Raw genomic sequence first — 20,662 nt, forward strand, 5'->3', positions numbered from 1 at the left:
GGGCCGGGGGCCGGGGCTTGGGTCGGGGCCGGGCAGCGGGCGGCCGGGGGCGGCGCTACGGCTACACGCCCCACTCCTCGCGGACGCCCGCGAAGAACTCGTGGAACTCGGGGAACGTCTTCTTCACGCACCCCGGGTCGTCGAAGGTCGTGCCGGGGGTGCGCAGCGCGGCCACCGCGAAGCTCATGGCGATGCGGTGGTCGCGGTGGCAGGCGATCTCGACGGGCGCGGGCGCGCCGGGGTGGATCTCGATCCAGTCGCGGCCGGTCTCGACCCGGATGCCCTGCGCGCGCAGGTTGGCCGCGCACGCCTCCAGCCGGTCGCACTCCTTGACCCGGGTGTTGTAGACGTCCTCGATCCTGACCGGGCCGTCCGCGAAGGGCGCGATCGCGGCGAGCGTGGGCATCGTGTCGGAGATGTCCCGCATGGCGACGGTCAGGCCGCGGAGCCGGCCGGTGCCGGTGACGGTGGTGGCGTCCGCGCCGATCGTCACGTCGGCGCCCATCGCGCGCAGCACCTCCACGAACCGCAGGTCGCCCTGGAGCGCGTCCGTGCCCAGGCCCGGGACGGTCGCGGTGCGGCCGGTCAGCGCGGCGGCGGCGAAGAAGTAGCTGGCCGTGGAGGCGTCGGGCTCCACCGCGTAGTCCGTCGCGCGGTAGCCGCCGGGTGCGACCTCGAAGACGTCGCCGTCGCGGGTGACCTGTGCGCCGAAGCGCCGCATCATCGCGAGCGTGATCTCGACGTACGGCACCGAGACGATGCCGGTGACGCGGATGCGCAGGCCCTCGGCGGTCAGCGGGCCGGTGAGCAGCAGCGCGGTCAGGAACTGCGAGGACAGGCTCGCGTCGAGGTCGATCGCGCCGCCCTTGACGCCGTCCGCCCTGACGGTCAGCGGCAGGTGGCCCTCGGCCTCGTCGTGGGTGAGGTCGACGCCCAGCGAGCGCAGCGCCTGCGTGAGCGGGGCGACCGGGCGGCGGCGCATCTGCGCGGAGGCGTCGAAGCGGTAGACGCCGTGGCCGGCCGCGGCCAGCGCGGGCAGGAAGCGGGCGGCGGTCGCGGCGTCGCGGCAGTGGATCTCCGCGGAGCCGGCCGCGGGGCCGGCCGGACGCCCGGTGATCCGCCAGGCGTCGGCGGACGCGGACCGGTCGACCGCGTAGCCGAGCCGGGTCAGGCCCTCGGCGAAGCCGTCGGTGTCGTCGGAGAGCAGCGGGCGGCGCAGCACGGTCTCGCCTTCGGCGGCCGCGGCGAGGAACAACGCCCTCGCGGTCACCGATTTCGAGCCGGGCACGGCGAGGACTGTCACGGGTTGCCTCCTGGCGTCGGCGACGCCGCGGCGTCGGTTCAGGGGTACGGGCGCGGCGACGGCGACGCACGGCGCGTCGGGTTGTCACGGCCGCGGGCACGCGTCCCGTACGCCCTCGGACGGGTCGGCCCGCGCGTGAGTCTAGGGGCCGCCCGCCCCCGCCCGCGCCGAACGCCCCCGGTTCCGTCAGCTCGCCCCCGGTTCCGTCAGCTCGCGTCCGACCTCCGTCAGCTCGCGTCCGACCTCCGCCGGCTCGCGCCCGGCCTCCGCGTCGCCTTCGGGGTTGACCTTCACAGCGTGGCAAGGTCTTGAGTCGCGTTCCGAGGAGGTGGTCCCGATGACCATGGCAAGAGGGGACGCGGAGGCGAAGCGAGCGCTCCGGGGGCTGGAGGACGAGCGGGCGTCCGTGCGGCTGCGGGCTGCTCTGGCGGTCGGCAGCGCGCCCGACCCGCGGTTCGTCGACACGCTCGTCGAACGGTGCGCGGTCGAGCCCGAGTTCTTCGTCCGCGACATGCTGACCTGGGCGCTCACCCGTCACCCGGTGTCCCTGACGCTGCCGGGGCTGCTGCGCGAGCTGCGCTCCGAGCGCGCGCAGGCCCGCGGTCAGGCATTGCACACGCTGTCCAAGATCGGGGACCGGCGGGCATGGCCCGCGATCACCCGGGCACTGCTGTCCGACGCCGACGAGGACGTGGCGCGCGCCGCCTGGCGGGCCGCGGTCCTGCTCGTCCCGCACGGCGAGGAGACCGCGCTGGCCACGGACCTGGCGACGCAGCTCGGCCGTGGTGGGCGGGAGACACGGCTGAGCCTCAGCCGGGCGCTGCTGGCCCTGGGCGAAGCGGCCGGGCCGGCCCTGCACGCCGCGACGACGGCTGACGACCCCCGCGTGCGCGCGCACGCACGCGCCACCCGGCGGCTGTCGCGGGACCCCGACGCGGGATTCGAGCGGGCGATCGAGGAGGCCAAGCGCGTCGCCGCCCTCGCCGGAGCCCCCGGGACGGACGATTGACCCGTGTTGATCGGTGAGGTGGCCAGACGCTCCGGGGTCAGCGCCAGGATGCTCCGGCATTACGAGTCGCTGGGCCTCGTGCGGCCTTCGGGCCGTACGGGGTCCGGCTACCGGGAGTACTCCGCGGCCGACGTCCGGCGGATCTTCCACATCGAGAGCCTGCGGTCGTTGGGCCTGTCGCTGCGCGAGGTCGGACGGGCCCTCGACGATCCCGCTCTGACGCCTCCTGCGCTCGTCGGCGACCTGATCCGTCGGACGCGCGAGCGCATCGCGGCCGAGACCGAGCTGCTCACGCGGCTCCGCCGGATCCGTGCCGCGGACCCGGCCGACTGGCAGGAGGTGCTCCAGGTCGTCGCGCTCCTGCGGGCCCTGGGGTCGCAGAGCCCCGACGCACGCCAGCGCGCGGTCCTCGCCTCCGGCGACGAGGTTCCGGTGCCGGTGGAGGCCCTCGTCGAGGCGGTGCTCAGGGAGACGGAGCCGAACGTCGCGGGGGCCCTGCGGTGGGCGCTGGCGCGATCGGGCGGCGACGCCCTGGCGCTGCTGGCGGAGGGCCTCGGCTCACCGGAGGCCGCGGTGCGCGAGCGTGCCGTGCGGGCCCTCGTGGAGTTGCCCTCGGACAGGGCCGCGGCGCGGCTGCGGAAGGCGCTCGCGCACCCCGATGGCGTGGTGCGCGGGTACGCGGCTCTGGCACTCGGCGCGAGGGGGGTGGCCGACGCCGTGCCGGTGCTCGTCGACATGGTCGTGGAGGGGAGGAACGACACCGACGCGCCGATGCGCTGGGCGTGCTGGCGAGCGACGTCGCGACGGCGGACCGGATCGCCGCCCGGCTGGTCGACCGCCTCGCCGACGGCACGACCCCGGCGCCCGCGCGCGGGCGGCTGACCCAGGCGCTGGCGGACGTTCCGGGGACGACGGCGTTACGCGCCCTCGCGGAGCTGTCGCACGACCGGGACCGTGCTGTCGCGCTGACCGCCGCGTATCTTCTTCGGCTGCGTGAGGCGGGGTGACCGGGACCGCCCGGTCGCCCCGCACGGGTTTCCCTCCGGGGCTGCGTCTGCCCCGACGGGCCCGTCTCCCGGCCCGCGCCTCCCTGGCGGGATGACGTCCGGCGTCAGTGGGGGGAAGGCGTCGCGGACCAGCTGGCCAGGAGTTTGAGGCGGTCTTCGGACGCCGTGCCGGGCTCCGCCGTGTAGACGATCAGGTCGTGGACGGCGCGGCCGGGCAGGGGGAGGTCGAGGGACTGGAAGGTCAGTTCCACGTGGCCGACCTCGGGGTGGTGGAGGTGTTTGACGCCGTCGTGGCGGATCAGGACGTCGTGCGCGGCCCAGCGGCCGCGGAACTCGGGGCTGAGGGTGGACAGTTCGCCGACGAGTTCGCGCAGCGCCCGGTCCTGGGGCTCGCGGCCGACCTCGGCGCGCAGCAGCGCGGCCGTCGCGGCGCAGGCGGCGTCCCAGTCGACGTAGAAGTCGTGTGCGACGGGGTCGAGGAAGGTGAAGCGGGCGATGTTGGGCCGGCCGCGTCTGTCCACCGTGACGCTGTCGTACATCGGCGCGAACAGGGCCCGGGCCAGCGCGTTGCCGGCGACGATGTCCGTGCGGCCGTTGCGCACGAACGCCGAGGACGCCGTCATGGAGTCGAGCAGCCACCGCACCCGGGGCGGGACCTCGGCGTCCCTGCGGCGCGAGGGCGTACGGCTCTCCTGCCGCGACGACCGCGCCAGGTCGAACAGGTAGGTGCGCTCGTCGTCGTCCAGCCGCAGGGCGCGGGCGACCGCGTCCAGGACGTCCTCGGACACACCGCCGATGTGGCCCTTCTCCAGCCGCGTGTACCACTCGGTGCTCACACCGGCGAGGACGGCGACCTCCTCGCGCCGCAGCCCCGGGACCCGGCGACGCGTGCCGGCCGGCAGCCCGACCTGCGCCGGGGTGATCCTGGCGCGCCGGCTCGCGAGGAAGTCCCGGATCTCGCCGCGGTTCCCGGGAGATCGTTCCATGCCACTCATGGTAATCGCCGGTCACGACGGCAGGGGGGTCGAGCTTGTACCCCCGCAAACGCGACCTTCTCCGGCGGCGGCGATCGCGGTCTCCTGGAGGTCGACCGGCCGGACGGCGTGACGAGACGCGAACCGACACGCGAACCGACACGCGGACCGACACGCGGACCGACACCCGTTCCGGCACGGTCGCAGGAACAAGCACCGGAGGTAAGAGATGACGAGCAACGCGCTGACTGTGCCGGCGGTGGCGCTGGGCACCTGGGCCTGGGGCGACAGCGGAGAGGCGGGCGACGGCTACTTCGGCAGCCAACTGAGCGAGTCCGGTCTGCGCGAGGTCGTCGAGACGGCGCAGTCCGAGGGGTTCACCCTGTGGGACACCGCCGTGGCGTACGGGATGGGCCGCTCGGAGACGGTCCTCGGCCGGGCGCTGGCGGGCCTGGACCGCGGCCGGTACCAGCTGTCGACGAAGTTCACCCCGCAGCTCGCGGGCGACGGCGACGATCCCGTCGCGGACATGCTGTCGCAGAGCCTGGCCCGGCTGGACACCGACTACGTGGACGTCTACTGGATCCACAATCCCGCCGACGTGGAGCGGTGGACGCCGTCCCTGATCCCGCTGCTGCGCAGCGGCAGGGTCAGGCACGTCGGCGTCTCCAACCACAACGTGAAGGAGATCGCCCTCGCCGACCAGATCCTGGGCGAGGCCGGCTTCCGGGTGGAGGCGGTCCAGAACCACTTCAGCCTGCTGTACCGCGGCCCCGAGCGCGCGGGCGTCCTCGACTACTGCCGCGAGCACGGCCTGCCGTTCTTCGCCTACATGGTCCTGGAGCAGGGAGCGCTGACCGGCCGGTACAGCCCGGCGAACCCGCTGCCCGAGGGCAGCAACCGGGCGGCCGCGTACAACGAGGTCCTGCCCCGGCTGCAGGCGCTGACCGACCGGATGGGAGCCATCGGCGAGGCCCGCGGCGCGTCCGCCGCCGAAATCGCCACCGCGTGGGCCCTCGCCAAGGGGACGACCCCGATCGTCGGCGTCACGAAGGCGGCTCACGTCGACGGGCTGGTACGGGCCCGCGGCATCGAGCTCGACGAGGCCGAGATCGCGGAGCTGGAGGCGCTGGCGGACGCGACGGGCGTCGACACGCGCGGCTGGTGGGAGCAGGAGATGTGACGCGCGCGGGGTCCCCGGCCCGCCCCGGCACGGCAGGTGGCCGGCGGGGCGGGCGGTCGGCGACGCGGTGACCGGCCGTGCGCGTGGCTGGCGAGATCCTTGCGAACCGTGGCGCTCTCGCCGTCGGCACCCGGCTGACCTGCACGCGAACCTGGGGGCGTAAGGGAAGAAGCCGCTCCCGAGGAATGGGGACCCCGCAATGACCCGCATCGCCGTCAACGGATTCGGCCGCATCGGCCGCAACGTGCTGCGCGCCTGGCTGGAGCGCGACAGCGCCCTGGAGGTCGTCGCCGTCAACGACCTCACCGAGCCCCAGGCGCTCGCCCGCCTGCTCGCCTTCGACTCGACGGCAGGCCGCCTCGGCCGCCCGGTCGCCGTGGACGGCGACGACCTCGTGGTGGACGGCCACCGCATCCGCGCGCTGGCCGAGCGCGACCCGGCCAAGCTGCCCTGGGCCGACCTCGGCGTCGACATCGTGCTGGAGTCGACCGGCCGCTTCACCTCCGCCGAGGCGGCCGGCGCCCACCTCACCGCGGGCGCCCGCAAGGTCCTGGTCAGCGCGCCCTCGGCGGGAGCGGACGTGACGCTCGCCTACGGCGTCAACACCGAGGCGTACGACCCGGCCGCGCACACCATCGTCTCCAACGCCTCCTGCACCACCAACGCGCTCGCCCCGCTCGCCTCCGTGCTGGACGAACTCGCCGGCATCGAGCACGGCTTCATGACCACGGTGCACGCCTACACCCAGGAGCAGAACCTCCAGGACGGACCGCACCGCGACGCGCGCAGGGCCCGCGCGGCCGGCGTCAACATCGTGCCGACCACGACCGGCGCGGCCAAGGCGATCGGCCTGGTGCTGCCGCAGCTGGACGGCAAGCTGTCCGGCGACTCGATCCGCGTGCCCGTCCCGGTCGGCTCCATCGTGGAGCTGAACACGACGGTCGCGCGCGACGTCAGCCGCGACGAGGTGCTGGCCGCGTACCGGACCGCCGCCGACGGCCGGCTCTCGGGCGTCCTCGAATACTCCGAGGACGCGCTGGTCTCCTCCGACATCACCGGCAACCCGGCCTCGGCGATCTTCGACTCGGCGCTGACCCGCGTCGACGGCCGCCACGTCAAGGTCGTCGCCTGGTACGACAACGAGTGGGGCTTCTCCCAGCGCATCATCGACACCCTCGAACTGCTCGCCGCCTGACGGCCGTCCTCGCCTCCCCTCGGACGGCCGTACGTCCGTGCCCCCGCCCTCACCCGCGGGGGCACACCACCAGGTGGAAGCGGGGGTAGGCGGCGACCGGCCGGCCGCAGGCGAAGTGCCCGCGGACCGTGGCCGCGACCTCGGGCGCGACCGCGGGCAGCGGGAACCAGGAGGTGTCCAGCACCGCGAACCGCGCCGCCGGGTCGGCGACGCAGCGCAGGTCCTCGCGGTAGCTGGCCTGCCCGGTGATCTCCCGGTCGTAGCGGGTGCGCTGCAGGAAGTCCGGCGTCGGGTAGCGGCAGTGCGTGGGGTTGCCGAGCAGGTAGGCGACGTCGCCGAAGGCGAGATACGTCACCGGGGTGTCCGGGCCGATCCGGTCGCGCACGGAGGCGAGCCAGCGGCCGAGGTCCCGGCGGTCGTGGGCGCGTTCGAGCGCGGTGAAGTCCGCGTGCCGGGTGTCGAAGGAGTACGGCGTGGTGGGCCACGCCGGGACCGCGACGGCCAGCAGCGCGGCGACGCCGGCCGCCCACGTCCCCGCCGTCGCCCACGTCCCCGCTCCCGCTCCCGTGGTGCGCCGCGCCCGGCTCCCGGTCCCTGCGCGCCGCGCGCCTGCCGCCCGCCACGCCGCGGCCGACGTCGCCGCCACCACCACCGACAGCAGCACGTACGCCGCCGTAGCGTGCGCCGTGCGCCAGGGCAGCGGGCGCGCCGCCGCCGGCGGCACCGCCGCGCCCAGCAGCAGCGCCGCCGCCACCAGGGCCGGCGGCACCCGGTGCGGCGCGTCGCGCGTCGCCCGCGCCGCCGCGAGACCGCACAGCGCCGCGCCCAGCACCGGCAGCGCCGCCAGGTGGTACTGGAACCACTGGCCCTGCACGACCAGCGCGACCAGCACCCCGGCCACGCCCGCCCCGGTCAGCAGCGGCCACGCCCAGCGCGCCCGGCGGGTCGCCGCGCCCCGCGCGAGCAGCAGCACGGCGGCCGGCAGCAGCGCGACCGCCGGGTTCATCAGCGCCTCGGTGCCCACCGTCTGGGCGAGCAGCCGCAGATCCGCCGCGCGCAGGCCCTGCTGCACCGGGGTGTCGGGGTTGAGCGCGGACAGCTCGTTGAACCAGTGCCACTCGCGCGGCTGCACGGCGATCGCCAGCACGAACCCCGCCGGTGCGGCGAGCGCCGTCGCCGCCGCGGCCCACCACCCGCGCCGCCGGTCCAGCACGAACAGGGCGCCCAGCGGCAGCAGCGCGGTCGGCGCGGTGGTGTACTTCACCAGCACCGCGAGCGCGGCGAAGACACCGGCCGCGCCCGCGGCGACGGGTGTCCGGCGCAGCGCCAGGCCCGCCGCGAGCGAGGCCGCCGCGAGCCACACCGCGACCCACTCCGGCTGCAGGAAGTCCCACGCCGGCGCATAGACCAGCACCAGGCCCACCGCGACGGCCACCGCGGTCGCCTCGCGGCGCGGCAGGAAGCGGCCCAGCCCGCGCCGCAGCCACCACGCGAGCGCCGCGGTGAGCGCGATCACCAGCGCCCTGATCCACGCCTCGCGCACCGCCACCGGCCCGGCGGTGAGGTGGTCCAGGCCCGACAGCAGCCAGCGGTACGCCAGCGGCCGGTGCACGAACACCCCGGACGCGGCGAAGCCGCCGCGCCCCGACGCCCGCATGCCGCCCAGTACGTAGCGCACGTCGTGGTTGAGCCCGCTCCAGCACATCGCGCCGGCCGCCACCAGCGCGGCGGTCCCGGTCACCGCGACGACCGGCGTCGGCAGCGCGGCCCGGAGGCGGGGCCGGCCGCCGTGCCTGGCCTGTCGGAGGCGCTCGGCGCGCCCGGCCTGGCGGAGGCGCTCGGGGTGCCGGGACGTCCGGGGGCGCCCGGGGTGTCGGGGGCGCCCAGGTCGCCCGGGGCGCCCGGCCCGTCGGAGGCGTCGGTCCCGGCTGCCCGGCCGGGGGCGGCGGAGGCGTCTGCTGAGGTCACGGCGCCGACGCTAACCGCGCGCCGGGGCCCGGCCCAGGCGTGCGGCCCTACCGTGACCGCCGGGACGCCCACAATTCACCGGGCGTTGGCCGCGGCGTCCCGCGCCGCGCGGGGGCCGCCCGCCCGCGGCGGCGCGGCCCGGCGGAGCGCGGTGGGGAAGGCGCGGACTCTTGACGGATACTGGGGCCGCCGGGATGGTCGCACGCAACACACGGATGCAACCCCATCCCGGTTGCATCATGGGCAAGCGCAGGGAAAGGCAGAGCTTCGTGGCGATGGCAAGGGCGGGAAGGTCGGGAGGGACGACGCCGGCCGGTGCGGCGCGCGACGCGGACGGTACGGCGGGCGCGGTCCGCACGACGGACGCGGACGCCGACCGTACGAACAGGGCGGGCGCGGTCCGCGCGACGGCCGCGGGCGCCGGCCGTGCGCGCGCGGCGCGCGGCGTCCTCGCCCGGCGCGGCCCCGCCTCCCGAGGGACCCGCGGCCCCGCCTCCCCCGGGGCCCGCGGCCCCGCCGTGCGCAGGACCACCCGCCTCGCGGCCGGCCTGCTCGCCGCGGCCCTCGCCGCGACCGCGCTGGCCGGCTGCAGCGCCACCGGCGGCAAGCGCGCCGAGGACCGCGCCAAGAAGCTCGCCCACGCCAACGGCTCGGCCGTCGACACCCCGCGCTGGACGTTCGCGATGGTCACCCACTCCGGGGCCGGCGACACCTTCTGGGACATCGTGCAGAGCGGCGCCAAGCAGGCCGCCGCCAAGGACAACGTCAAGTTCCTGTACTCCAACAGCGACCAGGGCGACCAGCAGGCGCAACTGGTGCAGGCCGCCATCGACCAGCACGTGGACGGGCTGGTCGTCACCCTCGCCAAGCCGGACGCGCTCAAGTCCGTGGTGGCCCGCGCGGTGCGGGCCGGCATCCCGGTGATCACCGTCAACTCCGGCGCCGAGCAGTCCAAGCAGTTCGGCGCCCTCACCCACATCGGCCAGGACGAGAAGGTCGCCGGCAACGCGGTCGGCGACGAGCTGAACAAGCGGGGCCGCAAGCACGCCCTGTGCGTCCTGCACGAGCAGGGCAACGTCGGCCTCGAACAGCGCTGCGACGGCGCCAAGGAGACCTTCCACGGCACCATGGACAAGCTCTACGTCGACGGCACCAACATGCCCGACGTGCAGTCCGCGATCGAGGCCAAGCTGCAGGCCGACCACTCCATCGACGCGGTGGTGACGCTCGGCGCCCCCTTCGCCGCCACCGCCGCCACGTCCAAGCAGCAGGCCGGCTCCTCCGCCGAGGTCGACACCTTCGATCTCAACGCCCAGGTCGCCACCTCGCTCAAGGACGGCCGCATCGGCTTCGCCGTCGACCAGCAGCCGTATCTCCAGGGCTACGAGGCGATCGACCTGCTGTGGCTCTACCGCTACAACAACGACACCCTCGGCGGCGGCCGGCCGGTGCTGACCGGCCCGCAGATCGTCACCAAGGACGACGCCGACAAGCTGCTCGCCTACGCCAAGCGGGGCACCCGATGAGCACTGCGGACGTCCTGTCCTCCGGCCCCTCCGGCGACGAGCGGCTGGCTCCGCGCTCCGGGCTGCGCCGGCTGCTCGGCCGGCCCGAACTGGGCTCGGTGGTCGGCGCGTTGGCCGTCTTCGTGTTCTTCTCGCTGGTCGCCGACTCCTTCCTGCGCGCCTCCAGCATGGGCACGGTGCTCTACGCGTCCTCGACCATCGGCATCATGGCGGTGCCGGTCGCGCTGCTGATGATCGGCGGCGAGTTCGACCTGTCGGCCGGCGTGATGGTGACCAGCTCGGCGCTGATCTCGTCGATGCTCAGCTTCCAGATGACCGCCAACACCTGGGTGGGCGTGGGCGTCTCGCTGCTGGTCACGCTCGCGCTCGGCGCGTTCAACGGGATCATGCTGGTGCGCACCAAGCTGCCGAGCTTCATCATCACGCTCGGTACGTTCCTCATGCTCACCGGCCTCAACCTGGGCCTGACCAAGCTGATCAGCGGCACCGTGGCGACCAAGTCGATCAGCGACATGGAGGGCTTCCCGACCTGCCGCGACCTGTTCGCCTCGCACTGGACGGTCGGCTCGGTCGACCTCCAGGTCACCATCCTGTGGTGGCTCGGCCTGGTCGCGGTCGCCACCTGGGTGCTGCTGCGCACCCGCGTCGGCAACTGGATCTTCGCCGCGGGCGGCAACGCGGACGCGGCCCGCGCGGTCGGCGTGCCGGTGGCCCGGACCAAGGTCGGGCTCTACATGGCGGTCGCCTTCGCGGCCTGGATTTCCGGCCAGCACCTGCTGTTCTCCTTCGACGTGGTGCAGTCCGGCGAGGGCGTCGGCAACGAGTTCCTGTACATCATCGCGGCCGTCATCGGCGGCTGCCTGATGACCGGCGGCTACGGCAGCGCCATCGGCTCGGCGGTCGGCGCGTTCATCTTCGGCATGGCCAGCAAGGGCATCGTCTACGCCCAGTGGAACCCGGACTGGTTCCAGTTCTTCCTGGGGGCGATGCTGCTGCTCGCCGCCCTGCTCAACGCCTGGGTCCGCAGGCGTGCGGAGGCGAACGCATGACCACCGACGGCGGCTCCACCCCGTCCGGCCCCACGCCGGCCCCGCCCCCGCGCCCGGCGGCGGCCCGCTGGTCGCCCTGGAGGGCGTCTCGAAGTCCTATGGGAGCGTCCTGGCGCTGCGGGACGTCTCGCTGGAAGTGCACGCCGGGGAGATCACCTGCGTCCTGGGGGACAACGGCGCGGGCAAGTCCACCCTCATCAAGATCATCGCCGGCCTGCACCCGCACGACTCCGGCACGTACCGGATCGAGGGCGAGCCGGTCCGGCACACCTCCCCGCGCGAGGCGCTGGACCGCGGCATCGCGACCGTCTACCAGGACCTCGCGGTAGTCCCGCTGATGCCGGTCTGGCGGAACTTCTTCCTGGGCTCCGAACCCACCAAGGGCCGAGGGCCGCTGCGCCGCCTGGACACCGCGACCATGCGCGCCACCACGCACGAGGCGCTGCTGGGCCTGGGCATCGACCTGCGCGACGTGGACCAGCCGATCGGCACGCTCTCCGGCGGCGAGCGGCAGTGCGTGGCCATCGCCCGGGCGGTGCACTTCGGCGCCCGCGTGCTGGTCCTGGACGAGCCGACCGCCGCGCTCGGCGTCAAGCAGTCCGGCCTGGTGCTGCGGTACGTCGCCGCCGCCCGCGACCGCGGCCTCGGCGTGGTGCTCATCACGCACAACCCGCACCACGCCTACCTGGTCGGCGACCGCTTCGTGCTGCTGAAGCGCGGCGCGATGTCCGGCAGCCACCTGCGCGAGGACATTACGCTGGACGAGCTGACCCGGGAGATGGCCGGCGGCAGCGAGCTGGAGGAGCTGACCCACGAACTGAGCCGCCGCCCCACCTGACCCCGCCCGGCGCCCCGGCGCCACCGGGCACGCCCGGCGCCCCCGGCGCCGCCCGACGGGCAGAACCGACCCGAGCCGACCCCGACCCCACCCGGAGACGACCGATTGAGTGCCAATCGTGACCGCGTCCACCGCGGCAGCGCCGCCCGTGCCACGGTGTGGCGCGACGTCAGCGGCGCCGAACGCCGAGAGCGACGCTCGCACCTGACCGCGCCCCGGGTGCCCACCGTCGGCATCGACATCGGCGGCACCAAGGTGATGGCCGGGGTGGTGGACGCCGACGGGAACATCCTGGAGAAGCTGCGCACCGAGACGCCGGACAAGTCCAAGAGCCCCAAGGTCGTCGAGGACACCATCGTCGAGCTGGTGCTCGACCTGTCCGAGCGGCACGACGTGCACGCCGTGGGCATCGGCGCGGCCGGCTGGGTGGACGCCGAGCGCTCCCGGGTGCTGTTCGCCCCGCACCTGTCCTGGCGCGACGAGCCGCTGCGCGACCGGCTCTCCGAGCGCCTGCTGGTGCCGGTGATGGTCGACAACGACGCCAACACCGCGGCGTGGGCCGAGTGGCGGTTCGGCGCGGGCCGCGGCGAGGCCGACCTGGTGATGATCACCCTGGGCACCGGCATCGGCGGCGCCATCCTGGAGGACGGCCGGGTCAAGCGCGGCCGCTTCGGCGTGGCCGGCGAGTTCGGCCACATGCAGGTGGTGCCCGGCGGCCACCGCTGCCCGTGCGGCAACCGCGGCTGCTGGGAGCAGTACAGCTCGGGCAACGCCCTGGTGCGCGAGGCCCGGGAACTGGCCGCCGCCGAGTCCCCGGTGGCGTACGGGATCATCGACCGGGTCGGCGGCAATGTCCGCGACATCACCGGGCCGCTGATCACCGAACTGGCCCGCGAGGGCGACGCGATGTGCGTCGAGCTGTTCCAGGACATCGGCCAGTGGCTGGGCGTCGGCATCGCCAACCTGGCCGCCGCCCTCGACCCGTCCTGCTTCGTGATCGGCGGCGGCGTCAGCGCGGCCGACGACCTGCTGATCGGCCCGGCCAGGGACGCCTTCCGGCGCACCCTGACCGGCCGCGGCTACCGGCCCGAGGCGCGCATCGCCAAGGCCGAACTGGGCCCGGAGGCCGGCATGGTCGGGGCCGCCGACCTGGCCCGGCTCGTCGCCCGCCGCTTCCGCCGCACCAACCGCCGCAGAGTCGAGCGGTACGAGCGCTACGGCCGCGTCTACGGCTACGGACGGCAGGCCGCCGACTCATGACGACGACACCGCAGCGCCCGGGCACCGCGGACGCGGAGCCCCCGGACCCCGCGGCGCCCGCGCCGCACACGGCGGAGCGGGCCGACCGGGCCGACCGGGTCGATCGGACTGACCGGACCGGCCGGACCGACCGCGACGTCCGCCTGCCCCAGCAGCACACGGCCGGGCAGCACCAGGCGGCCGAGGAGCACGGCGCCGCCGGGGACCGCGGGTCCGCCGCGAACCGCACGGCCGCCGCGAACCGCACCGCCGCGGGCGACCGCGGGTCCGCCGAAGAACACCAGGCGGCCGGGGCGCACCCCGAAACGCTCCCGGAGGACCATCCCGCCGAGCCCGACCCGCGGCCGATGCGCGACCTGCCGCGCTGGGTCCGCTGGACGGTGCTGCCGCTGCTGGTGCTGGTCCCGCTCGGCTACGTGATCATCTCCGCCGAGCAGAGCCGCGACGGCGGCGTCAGCAAGCAGCAGGAGGCCGCCGCCCGGAACATGACCTGGGAGGAGCCGACCTCGCTGCAACAGCGCATCTACCAGGTGCCGTTCCCCGTCGGCGCCACCCGCGTCGGCTACCTGGAGACCAACTCCTGGGACACCAGCGCGCTGTACGCGCAGTTCACCACCACCGCGGGCGGCCTGGACACCTTCCTGGCCAGGATCGGCACCAGCCGCGACGCGCTGCGCGACGGCCGCGCCGCGCTGAGCCCGGCCCAGGCCAGGACGGCCGGCTGGTCCCTGTCGGACGCCGGCCCCTGGGGCGGCACCCAACTGCACACGGTCGGCGACCGCCCCGACCACGACATCGTCGTCGACCTCTCGGACGCCGACGCCCCCACCGTCTACGTCGTCTCCACCGTCAACTTCCAGCACGGCTTCGGGGGCGGGTGACCCACCCCGGGGCTTCACTCGATAGCGTGAGGCGCGATGAGCGACACGACCGACCAGACCGCCGCCGTCCTCGGCGCCGCAGCGCCGGCCGCGCACGGCGGCGGCTACGACGTGCACGAGGCCGGCTGACGACGGGTACGACGACCGTGACGACCTGCAACCCCCGCTGCAGTACCGGTTCGACGGCCCCGAGGACGCGCCCGTGGTGGTGCTGGGCCCGGCGCTCGGCGCGACCTGGCACATGTGGGACCGGCAGCTGCCCGAACTGACCGCCCGCTGGCGGGTGCTGCGCTACGAACTGCCCGGCCACGGCGGCGCGCCCGCCGAGCCCGCCTCCTCCGTCGACGACCTGGCCAGGCGGCTGCTCGCGGTGCTGGACGACGAGGGCATCGACGCCTTCGGCTACGCCGGCTGCTCGCTGGGCGCCGCGATCGGCGCCCGGCTGGCGCTGCTGCGCCCGGACCGGGTCGCCGCCCTCGCGCTGGTCTCGGCCGCGGCCCGGTTCGCCACCGGCGACACCTGGCGGCAGCGCGGCGTCGTGGTCCGCGCCAACGGCCTGGACCGCACCGCGCGGGCCACCCCCGAGCGCTGGTTCACCGGCGCCTTCCTCGCCACCCAGCCGGCCATCACTGAGTGGGCGGTGAAGATGGTCGCCACCACCGACGCCGCCTGCTACATCGCCGCCTGCGAGGCGCTCGCCGCCTTCGACGTGCGCGACGCGCTGTCCGGCATCACGGTGCCGACGCTGGTCATCGCCGGCGCCGACGACACCGAGACGCCGCCGGCCGACGCCCGGCTGCTGGTGGCCGGCATCCCCGACGCGCGGCTCGCCGTGGTCCCGGCGACCGGCCACCTGGCCCCGGTCGAGGAGCCCGGCGCGGTCGGCGACCTGCTGGCCCGGCACTTCGAGAGCGCCTGGGCCGACCACACCCCGGCGCCCACCCCGTTCGCGCCCGCGCCGCCGCCGGTGCCGCCGCGCCCGCCCGCCGGGTCCGGCGCCGGCCCCGCCCAGCCCGACCGTTACGCCGACGGTCTGCGCATCCGCCGCGAACTGGTCGGCGACGCCCAGGTGGACGCCGAGACCGGCCGCGGGGACGGCTTCGGCGCCGGCTTCGACGCCTTCGCCACCCGCTACGCCTGGGGCGAGCTGTGGACCCGCCCTGGCCTGGACCGGCGCACCCGCAGCTTCCTGACCCTCGGCGCGCTCACCGCGCTCGGCCGGCTCGGCGACATCGCCGACCACACCCGCGCCGCGCTGCGCAACGGCCTGACCCCGGCGGAGATAGAGGAGGCGCTCGTGCACACCGCGGTCTTCGCGGGCCTGCCCGCCGCCCGCGCCGCCCTGGAGGCCGCCCGCCCGGTGATCGAGCAGGAGACCCGGGCCGGCGACTGACGCGGGCGGCCCGCCCGCGCGCCCGTCCGCCCGTCCGCCCGTCCGTCGCGGCACCGGGCCGCCGGGTCCCGGTGCGCCCCGCGCGCGGGGCCGTAGCAGGATGGATCCATGAGCCTGAAGCTGACGAAGAAGCGGCACTCGTGCGTGGTGCTGGAGAAGGACGGCCGGACCCTGGCGATCGACCCGGGCGCCTTCAGCGAGGAGGACGCCGCGGCCGGCGCCGACGCGATCCTGATCACCCACGAGCACATGGACCACTTCGACGAGGGCCGGGTGCGCCGCGTGCTGGAGGCCGACCCGGCCGCCGAGGTGTGGACGCTCGCCTCGGTCGCCGGCACGCTCTCGGCCGCGTTCCCCGGCCGGGTGCACACCGTCGGCCACGGGGACGCCTTCGCCGCCGCCGGGTTCGACGTCCAGGTGCACGGCGAACTGCACGCGGTCATCCACCCGGACATCCCGCGCATCACCAACGTCGGCTATCTGGTGGACGGTTCGCTCTTCCACCCCGGCGACGCGCTCACCGTGCCGGACGCGCCGGTGGACACCCTGATGCTGCCGGTGATGGCGCCGTGGAACAAGATCTCCGAGGTCATCGACTACGTCCGCGCCGTCGCGCCGCGGCGCGCGATCGACATCCACGACGCGCTGCTCACCGACCTGGCCAGGCCGGTCTACGACACGCAGATCGGGCAGCTGGGCCGCGCCGAGCACGTCCGGCTGGCGCCCGGCGAGCAGGGCTGACCGGGGCAGCGGAGCGGGGCTGAGCGGGCAGGGGGAGCGGGGCTGAGCGGCCGGGGAGCAGGGCGCCCGGACGCGCGGGAGCGGGCCGGGGGAGGGCGACGTACCGGGCCGCGGCGGCGCTGTCGTACCCAGCCGCTAGGTTGGGGGGCATGCGCATCGCGACCTGGAACATCAACTCCGTCACCGCCCGGCTGCCGCGGCTGCTCGCCTGGCTGGAGAGCAGCGGCACGGACGTCCTGTGCGTCCAGGAGCTCAAGTGCACCCCCGAGCAGTTCCCCGCCGCCGAGCTGCGCGAGCTGGGCTACGAGGCCGCGGTGCACGCCACCGGCCGGTGGAACGGCGTGGCGGTGCTCTCCCGGGTCGGCCTCGCGGACGTGGTCACCGGCCTGCCCGGCGGCCCGCTGTACGAGGGGGTCGAGGAGCCCCGCGCGGTCGCCGCGACCTGCGGCCCGGTCCGCGTCTGGTCGGTCTACGTGCCCAACGGCCGCGAGGTGGACCACCCGCACTTCGCCTACAAGATCGAGTGGTTCGAGGCGCTGCGCGCCGCGGTGGCCGGGGACGCGGCCGGCGAGCGCCCGTTCGCCGTCCTCGGCGACTACAACGTGGCGCCGACCGACGACGACGTCTACGACCCCGCGGCCTTCGAGGGCGCCACCCACGTCACCCCGGCCGAGCGGGCCGCGCTCGCCGAGCTGCGCGGCACCGGCCTCAGCGACGTGGTGCCGCGCCCGCTGAAGTACGACCACCCGTTCACGTACTGGGACTACCGCCAGCTGTGCTTCCCCAAGAACCGCGGGATGCGCATCGACCTGGTCTACGGCAACGCGCCGTTCGCCAAGGCGGTCTCGGACGCGTACGTGGACCGGGAGGAGCGCAAGGGCAAGGGCGCCTCCGACCACGCGCCGGTCGTCGTCGACCTCGACGTCTGAGCCCCGGTCGGGGCCGGCCGGACGGGCGCGGCGTCGGCGGGCCGCGTCACCGGGGCGACGCGGCGTCGGCGGGCGCCGCGTCACCGGGGCGGGGGACGGTCAGGGCGTGTCAGCAGGCATTGCCCGGGCAGGACCGCGCCGCCCGTGCATGATGGCGCCCAAGCAACGCACCCACAGCGTGAACCCGGAGGCTCGACGTGGACTCCCTTCAACAGCTGCCGAACATCGGGGCGGTGCTCGCCGAGCGCCTGCGCCGCGCGGGCGTCGACGACGCGGGCGAACTCCGCCGACTGGGCTCGGGCCGGGCGTTCGAGAAGATCAGCCCCGAACTGCCCGAGGACGCCCGCACCCACACCCTGCTCGCCCTGGAAGGCGCCCTGCGCGGCATGCGCTGGACCGCCATCCCGCAGACCGAGCGCGACACCCTCGTCAACCGCGTCCTCGGCTGACCGCCGGACCGGCCCCGACCCCGCCCCCGTGCCCGCAGAGATGTCCGCCTCCCCGACCCCGTCCGGCGAACCCCTCATAGCCTTGCGCGGCGTCGACAAGCACTTCGGCGACCACCACGCGCTCCGCGGCGTCGACCTCGCGGTGGCCCGCGGCGAGAGCGTCGTCCTCATCGGGCCGTCCGGCGCGGGCAAGTCCACGCTGTGCCGGGCCGTGAACGGACTGACCCCGGTCGACTCCGGGACGATCACCGTCGACGGCGCGACGCTGCCCGCCGACCGCCGCGAGCTGGCCCGGCTGCGCGCCGACATCGGCATGGTCTTCCAGTCCTTCAACCTCTTCTCGCACCTCACCGTCCTGGACAACCTGACCGTCGCGCCGATCCGGGTGCGCGGCCGCGACCCGCGGGACGCCGAGCGGCGGGCCCGCGAGCTGCTGGAGCGCGTGGGCCTGGCCGACCAGGCGCACAAGCACCCCGCGCAGCTGTCCGGCGGGCAGCAGCAGCGCGTCGCCATCGCCCGCGCGCTGGCCATGGACCCCAAGGTGATGCTCTTCGACGAGCCCACCTCCGCGCTCGACCCGGAGATGACCGGCGAGGTGCTCGCGGTGATGCGGCAGCTCGCCGCGGACGGCATGACCATGCTGGTGGTCACCCACGAGATGGGCTTCGCCCGCTCGGCCGCCGACCGGGTGGTGTTCATGGCCGACGGCCGGATCGTCGAGGACCGGCCGCCCGCGGAGTTCTTCGCCGCGCCGCGCACCGCACGGGCCCGCGACTTCCTGGCCAAGGTGCTGCACCACTGAGGCGGCGGGGCCGTCCCTCCGAGGCCGGCGGGCCGGCCCGACGGGACGGCCCGCAAGGCCGGGCTCCCGAGGCCGCGGGGCCGACCGCCCGGCCGCCGGGCCCGGTCGCCCGTGTCCCGTTTGCACCGCTCCCGCACGGGCAGCCGCTGAGCTGAGGGGCGCCGCGCGCCGGCCCGGTCGTGCGCGCCCGCCCGCGACAGGCAATCCGCCACCAGCCAGGGCGCCACCAGCCAGGGAAACGGAGAGCAGTCCTCATGAACAGCACGGCCACCAGGGACCAGGTCCTCACCGACGCCGAGATCGCCGAGCTGGCGCAGCAACTGCGGGTCGACGCGGTGCGCGCGTCCGCCTCGGCCGGCTCCGGGCACCCCACCTCCTCGATGTCCGCCGCCGACCTCATGGCGGTCCTGCTCGCCCGCCACCTGCGCTACGACTTCAACGACCCCGGCCACCCCGGCAACGACCACCTGATCCTGTCCAAGGGCCACGCCTCGCCCCTGCTGTACGCCGCCTACAAGGCGGCCGGCGCGATCGACGAGAACGAGCTGCTCACCGGCTACCGCAAGCTCGGCAGCCGGCTGGAGGGCCACCCCACGCCCCGGCTGCCCTGGGTCGACGTGGCCACCGGCTCGCTCGGCCAGGGCCTGCCGATCGGCGTCGGCGTCGCGCTCGCCGCCCAGCGCCTGGACCACCTGCCGTACCGCACCTGGGTGCTGTGCGGCGACAGCGAGATGGCCGAGGGCTCGGTGTGGGAGGCGTTCGAGCACGCCGGCATGGAGGGCCTGGACAACCTCACCACGATCGTCGACGTCAACCGGCTCGGCCAGCGCGGCCCCACCCGGCACGGCTGGGACCTGGACGCCTACGGCCGCCGGATCCGCGCCTTCGGCTGGCACACCGTGGAGATCGACGGCCACGACATCGCCGCGATCGACGAGGCGATGGCCGCCGCCCGCGACAATCGCGGCGCGCCCACCGCGATCATCGCCCGCACCCGCAAGGGCAAGGGCGTCGTCGCCGTCGAGAACCTCGAAGGCCACCACGGCAAGCCGGTGCCGGACGCCGAGTCCGCGATCAGCGAGCTGGGCGGGGTCCGCGACATCCTGGTCCAGGTGCAGGGCCCGCCGGACGCCGACCCGCCCCGGCTGGAGGGCGGCGCCGATCCGCACGCCGCGCTGCCCTCGTACGACCGCGGCTCGGACGTGGCCACCCGCACCGCCTTCGGCGAGGCGATCACCGTCCTGGGCACCCGCCGCGCGGACGTGGTGGTGCTGGACGGCGAGGTCGGCGACTCCACCAAGGCCGGCCTGTTCGCCGACGAGCACCCCGAGCGCTACTTCGAGTGCTACATCGCCGAGCAGGAGATGGTCGCCACCGGCGTGGGCCTGGGCGTGCGCGGGCGCGTCCCGTACGCCTCCACCTTCGCCGCGTTCCTGACCCGCGCGCACGACTTCCTGCGGATGGCCGCGATCAGCCGCAGCGACCTCAAGGTGGTCGGCTCGCACGCCGGCGTCTCGATCGGCCAGGACGGCCCGTCGCAGATGGCGCTGGAGGACCTGGCGATGATGCGCGCGATCCACGGCAGCACGGTGCTCTACCCCTGCGACGCCAATCAGACCGCGCAGCTGACCGCCGCGCTCGCCGACGTCCCCGGCATCGGCTACCTGCGCACCACCCGCGGCGAGACCCCGGTGCTCTACGGCGCCGGCGAGGACTTCCCGGTCGGCGGCTCGAAGGTGCTGCGCTCCCACCCCGACGACCAGGTCACCCTGATCGGCGCCGGCGTCACCCTGCACCAGGCGCTGGCCGCCCACGACCGGCTCGTGGCGGACGGCATCAGGGCCCGGGTGATCGACCTGTACTCCGTCAAGCCGGTGGACACCCAGACGCTGCGCGAGGCCGCCGCGGCCACCGGGCGGTTCGTGGTCGCCGAGGACCACCACCCCGAGGGCGGTCTGGCCGACGCGGTTCTGGAGTCCTTCGGCAACGGCCATCCGATGCCGCTGCTCACCCGGCTCGCCGTCCACACCATGCCCGGCTCCGCGACGCCCGACGAGCAGCTGCACGCCGCGGGCATCGACGCGGACGCGATCGCGGCGGCCGCGCGCAAGCTCGTCGCCGCCCGCTGAGGCGGCGCCGTGACCACTCAGGGAAC

General features: G+C 75.2%; 17 protein-coding genes and 1 pseudogene. 15 read left to right on the plus strand and 3 right to left on the minus strand.

Annotated elements, in window-relative coordinates; all coding sequences use genetic code 11:
- Positions 1-61: 61 nt before the first annotated feature.
- On the minus strand, positions 62-1,303 hold the full coding sequence (gene aroA / locus VSR01_RS31965) for a 3-phosphoshikimate 1-carboxyvinyltransferase (RefSeq protein ID WP_326452482.1): 1,242 nt from the start codon (positions 1,301-1,303) through the stop codon (positions 62-64).
- Positions 1,304-1,640: 337 nt separating this feature from the next.
- Between aroA and VSR01_RS31970 the strand changes: the two genes are divergently transcribed.
- Together VSR01_RS31970 and VSR01_RS31975 are read left to right on the plus strand one after the other, a co-directional pair.
- Positions 1,641-2,312: a HEAT repeat domain-containing protein gene (locus tag VSR01_RS31970; RefSeq protein WP_326452483.1), complete on the plus strand. Its 672-nt coding sequence runs from the start codon at positions 1,641-1,643 to the stop codon at positions 2,310-2,312.
- 3 nt (positions 2,313-2,315) lie between these two features.
- Positions 2,316-3,319, plus strand: a pseudogene (locus tag VSR01_RS31975) (MerR family transcriptional regulator).
- A gap of 104 nt (positions 3,320-3,423) precedes the next feature.
- On the opposite strand, the gene VSR01_RS31980 reads toward VSR01_RS31975, so the two are convergent.
- Entirely contained in the window at positions 3,424-4,305 is an 882-nt protein-coding gene (locus VSR01_RS31980; protein ID WP_326452484.1) for a helix-turn-helix transcriptional regulator, read from the minus strand.
- A gap of 217 nt (positions 4,306-4,522) precedes the next feature.
- Here VSR01_RS31980 and VSR01_RS31985 point away from each other — a divergent pair, with 217 nt between their 5' ends.
- Together VSR01_RS31985 and gap are read left to right on the plus strand one after the other, a co-directional pair.
- Positions 4,523-5,476 (plus strand): aldo/keto reductase, encoded by a 954-nt coding sequence (locus tag VSR01_RS31985; protein WP_326452485.1) that lies wholly within the window; start codon positions 4,523-4,525, stop codon positions 5,474-5,476.
- Between the two features lie 199 nt (positions 5,477-5,675).
- Positions 5,676-6,671: a type I glyceraldehyde-3-phosphate dehydrogenase gene (gene gap, locus VSR01_RS31990; protein WP_326452486.1), complete on the plus strand. Its 996-nt coding sequence runs from the start codon at positions 5,676-5,678 to the stop codon at positions 6,669-6,671.
- 49 nt (positions 6,672-6,720) lie between these two features.
- Here the strand turns inward: gap and VSR01_RS31995 are convergent, their stop codons facing one another.
- Positions 6,721-8,412, minus strand: a complete 1,692-nt coding sequence (locus tag VSR01_RS31995; protein WP_326452487.1) for a hypothetical protein — start codon at positions 8,410-8,412, stop codon at positions 6,721-6,723.
- A 745-nt stretch (positions 8,413-9,157) separates the two neighbouring features.
- Between VSR01_RS31995 and VSR01_RS32000 the strand changes: the two genes are divergently transcribed.
- The 11 genes from VSR01_RS32000 to VSR01_RS32050 all read left to right on the plus strand — a co-directional run bounded on the left by VSR01_RS32000 (position 9,158) and on the right by VSR01_RS32050 (position 20,636).
- Positions 9,158-10,165, plus strand: a complete 1,008-nt coding sequence (locus VSR01_RS32000) for a sugar ABC transporter substrate-binding protein (RefSeq protein WP_326452488.1) — start codon at positions 9,158-9,160, stop codon at positions 10,163-10,165.
- Positions 10,162-11,214, plus strand: a complete 1,053-nt coding sequence (locus VSR01_RS32005) for an ABC transporter permease (protein ID WP_326452489.1) — start codon at positions 10,162-10,164, stop codon at positions 11,212-11,214. Before VSR01_RS32000 ends, VSR01_RS32005 begins: the two co-directional genes overlap by 4 nt.
- A 67-nt stretch (positions 11,215-11,281) precedes the next feature.
- Positions 11,282-12,052, plus strand: coding sequence for an ATP-binding cassette domain-containing protein (locus tag VSR01_RS32010; protein WP_326453934.1), 771 nt, complete (start codon positions 11,282-11,284; stop codon positions 12,050-12,052).
- A 105-nt stretch (positions 12,053-12,157) separates the two neighbouring features.
- Positions 12,158-13,312, plus strand: a complete 1,155-nt coding sequence (locus VSR01_RS32015; RefSeq protein ID WP_326452490.1) for an ROK family glucokinase — start codon at positions 12,158-12,160, stop codon at positions 13,310-13,312.
- Positions 13,309-14,193: a hypothetical protein gene (locus tag VSR01_RS32020; protein WP_326452491.1), complete on the plus strand. Its 885-nt coding sequence runs from the start codon at positions 13,309-13,311 to the stop codon at positions 14,191-14,193. The genes VSR01_RS32015 and VSR01_RS32020 overlap by 4 nt, the downstream gene beginning before the upstream one ends.
- A 154-nt stretch (positions 14,194-14,347) precedes the next feature.
- Positions 14,348-15,586: a bifunctional 3-oxoadipate enol-lactonase/4-carboxymuconolactone decarboxylase PcaDC gene (pcaDC, locus tag VSR01_RS32025; protein ID WP_326453935.1), complete on the plus strand. Its 1,239-nt coding sequence runs from the start codon at positions 14,348-14,350 to the stop codon at positions 15,584-15,586.
- 114 nt (positions 15,587-15,700) lie between these two features.
- The gene (locus VSR01_RS32030) at positions 15,701-16,327 is read left to right on the plus strand and encodes an MBL fold metallo-hydrolase (RefSeq protein ID WP_326453936.1); all 627 of its coding nucleotides are present in this window, start codon (positions 15,701-15,703) and stop codon (positions 16,325-16,327) included.
- Positions 16,328-16,476: 149 nt separating this feature from the next.
- Positions 16,477-17,256: an exodeoxyribonuclease III gene (locus tag VSR01_RS32035; RefSeq protein ID WP_326452492.1), complete on the plus strand. Its 780-nt coding sequence runs from the start codon at positions 16,477-16,479 to the stop codon at positions 17,254-17,256.
- Between the two features lie 197 nt (positions 17,257-17,453).
- Entirely contained in the window at positions 17,454-17,705 is a 252-nt protein-coding gene (locus VSR01_RS32040) for a TfoX/Sxy family DNA transformation protein (protein ID WP_326452493.1), read from the plus strand.
- Between the two features lie 40 nt (positions 17,706-17,745).
- The gene (locus tag VSR01_RS32045) at positions 17,746-18,507 is read left to right on the plus strand and encodes an amino acid ABC transporter ATP-binding protein (RefSeq protein WP_326453937.1); all 762 of its coding nucleotides are present in this window, start codon (positions 17,746-17,748) and stop codon (positions 18,505-18,507) included.
- A gap of 254 nt (positions 18,508-18,761) precedes the next feature.
- Complete coding sequence (locus tag VSR01_RS32050; RefSeq protein ID WP_326452494.1) at positions 18,762-20,636, plus strand: transketolase; 1,875 nt, start codon at positions 18,762-18,764, stop codon at positions 20,634-20,636.
- The last annotated feature ends 26 nt before the right edge of the window (positions 20,637-20,662 follow it).

Source organism: Actinacidiphila sp. DG2A-62 (assembly GCF_035825295.1).
Lineage (GTDB): Bacteria > Actinomycetota > Actinomycetes > Streptomycetales > Streptomycetaceae > Actinacidiphila.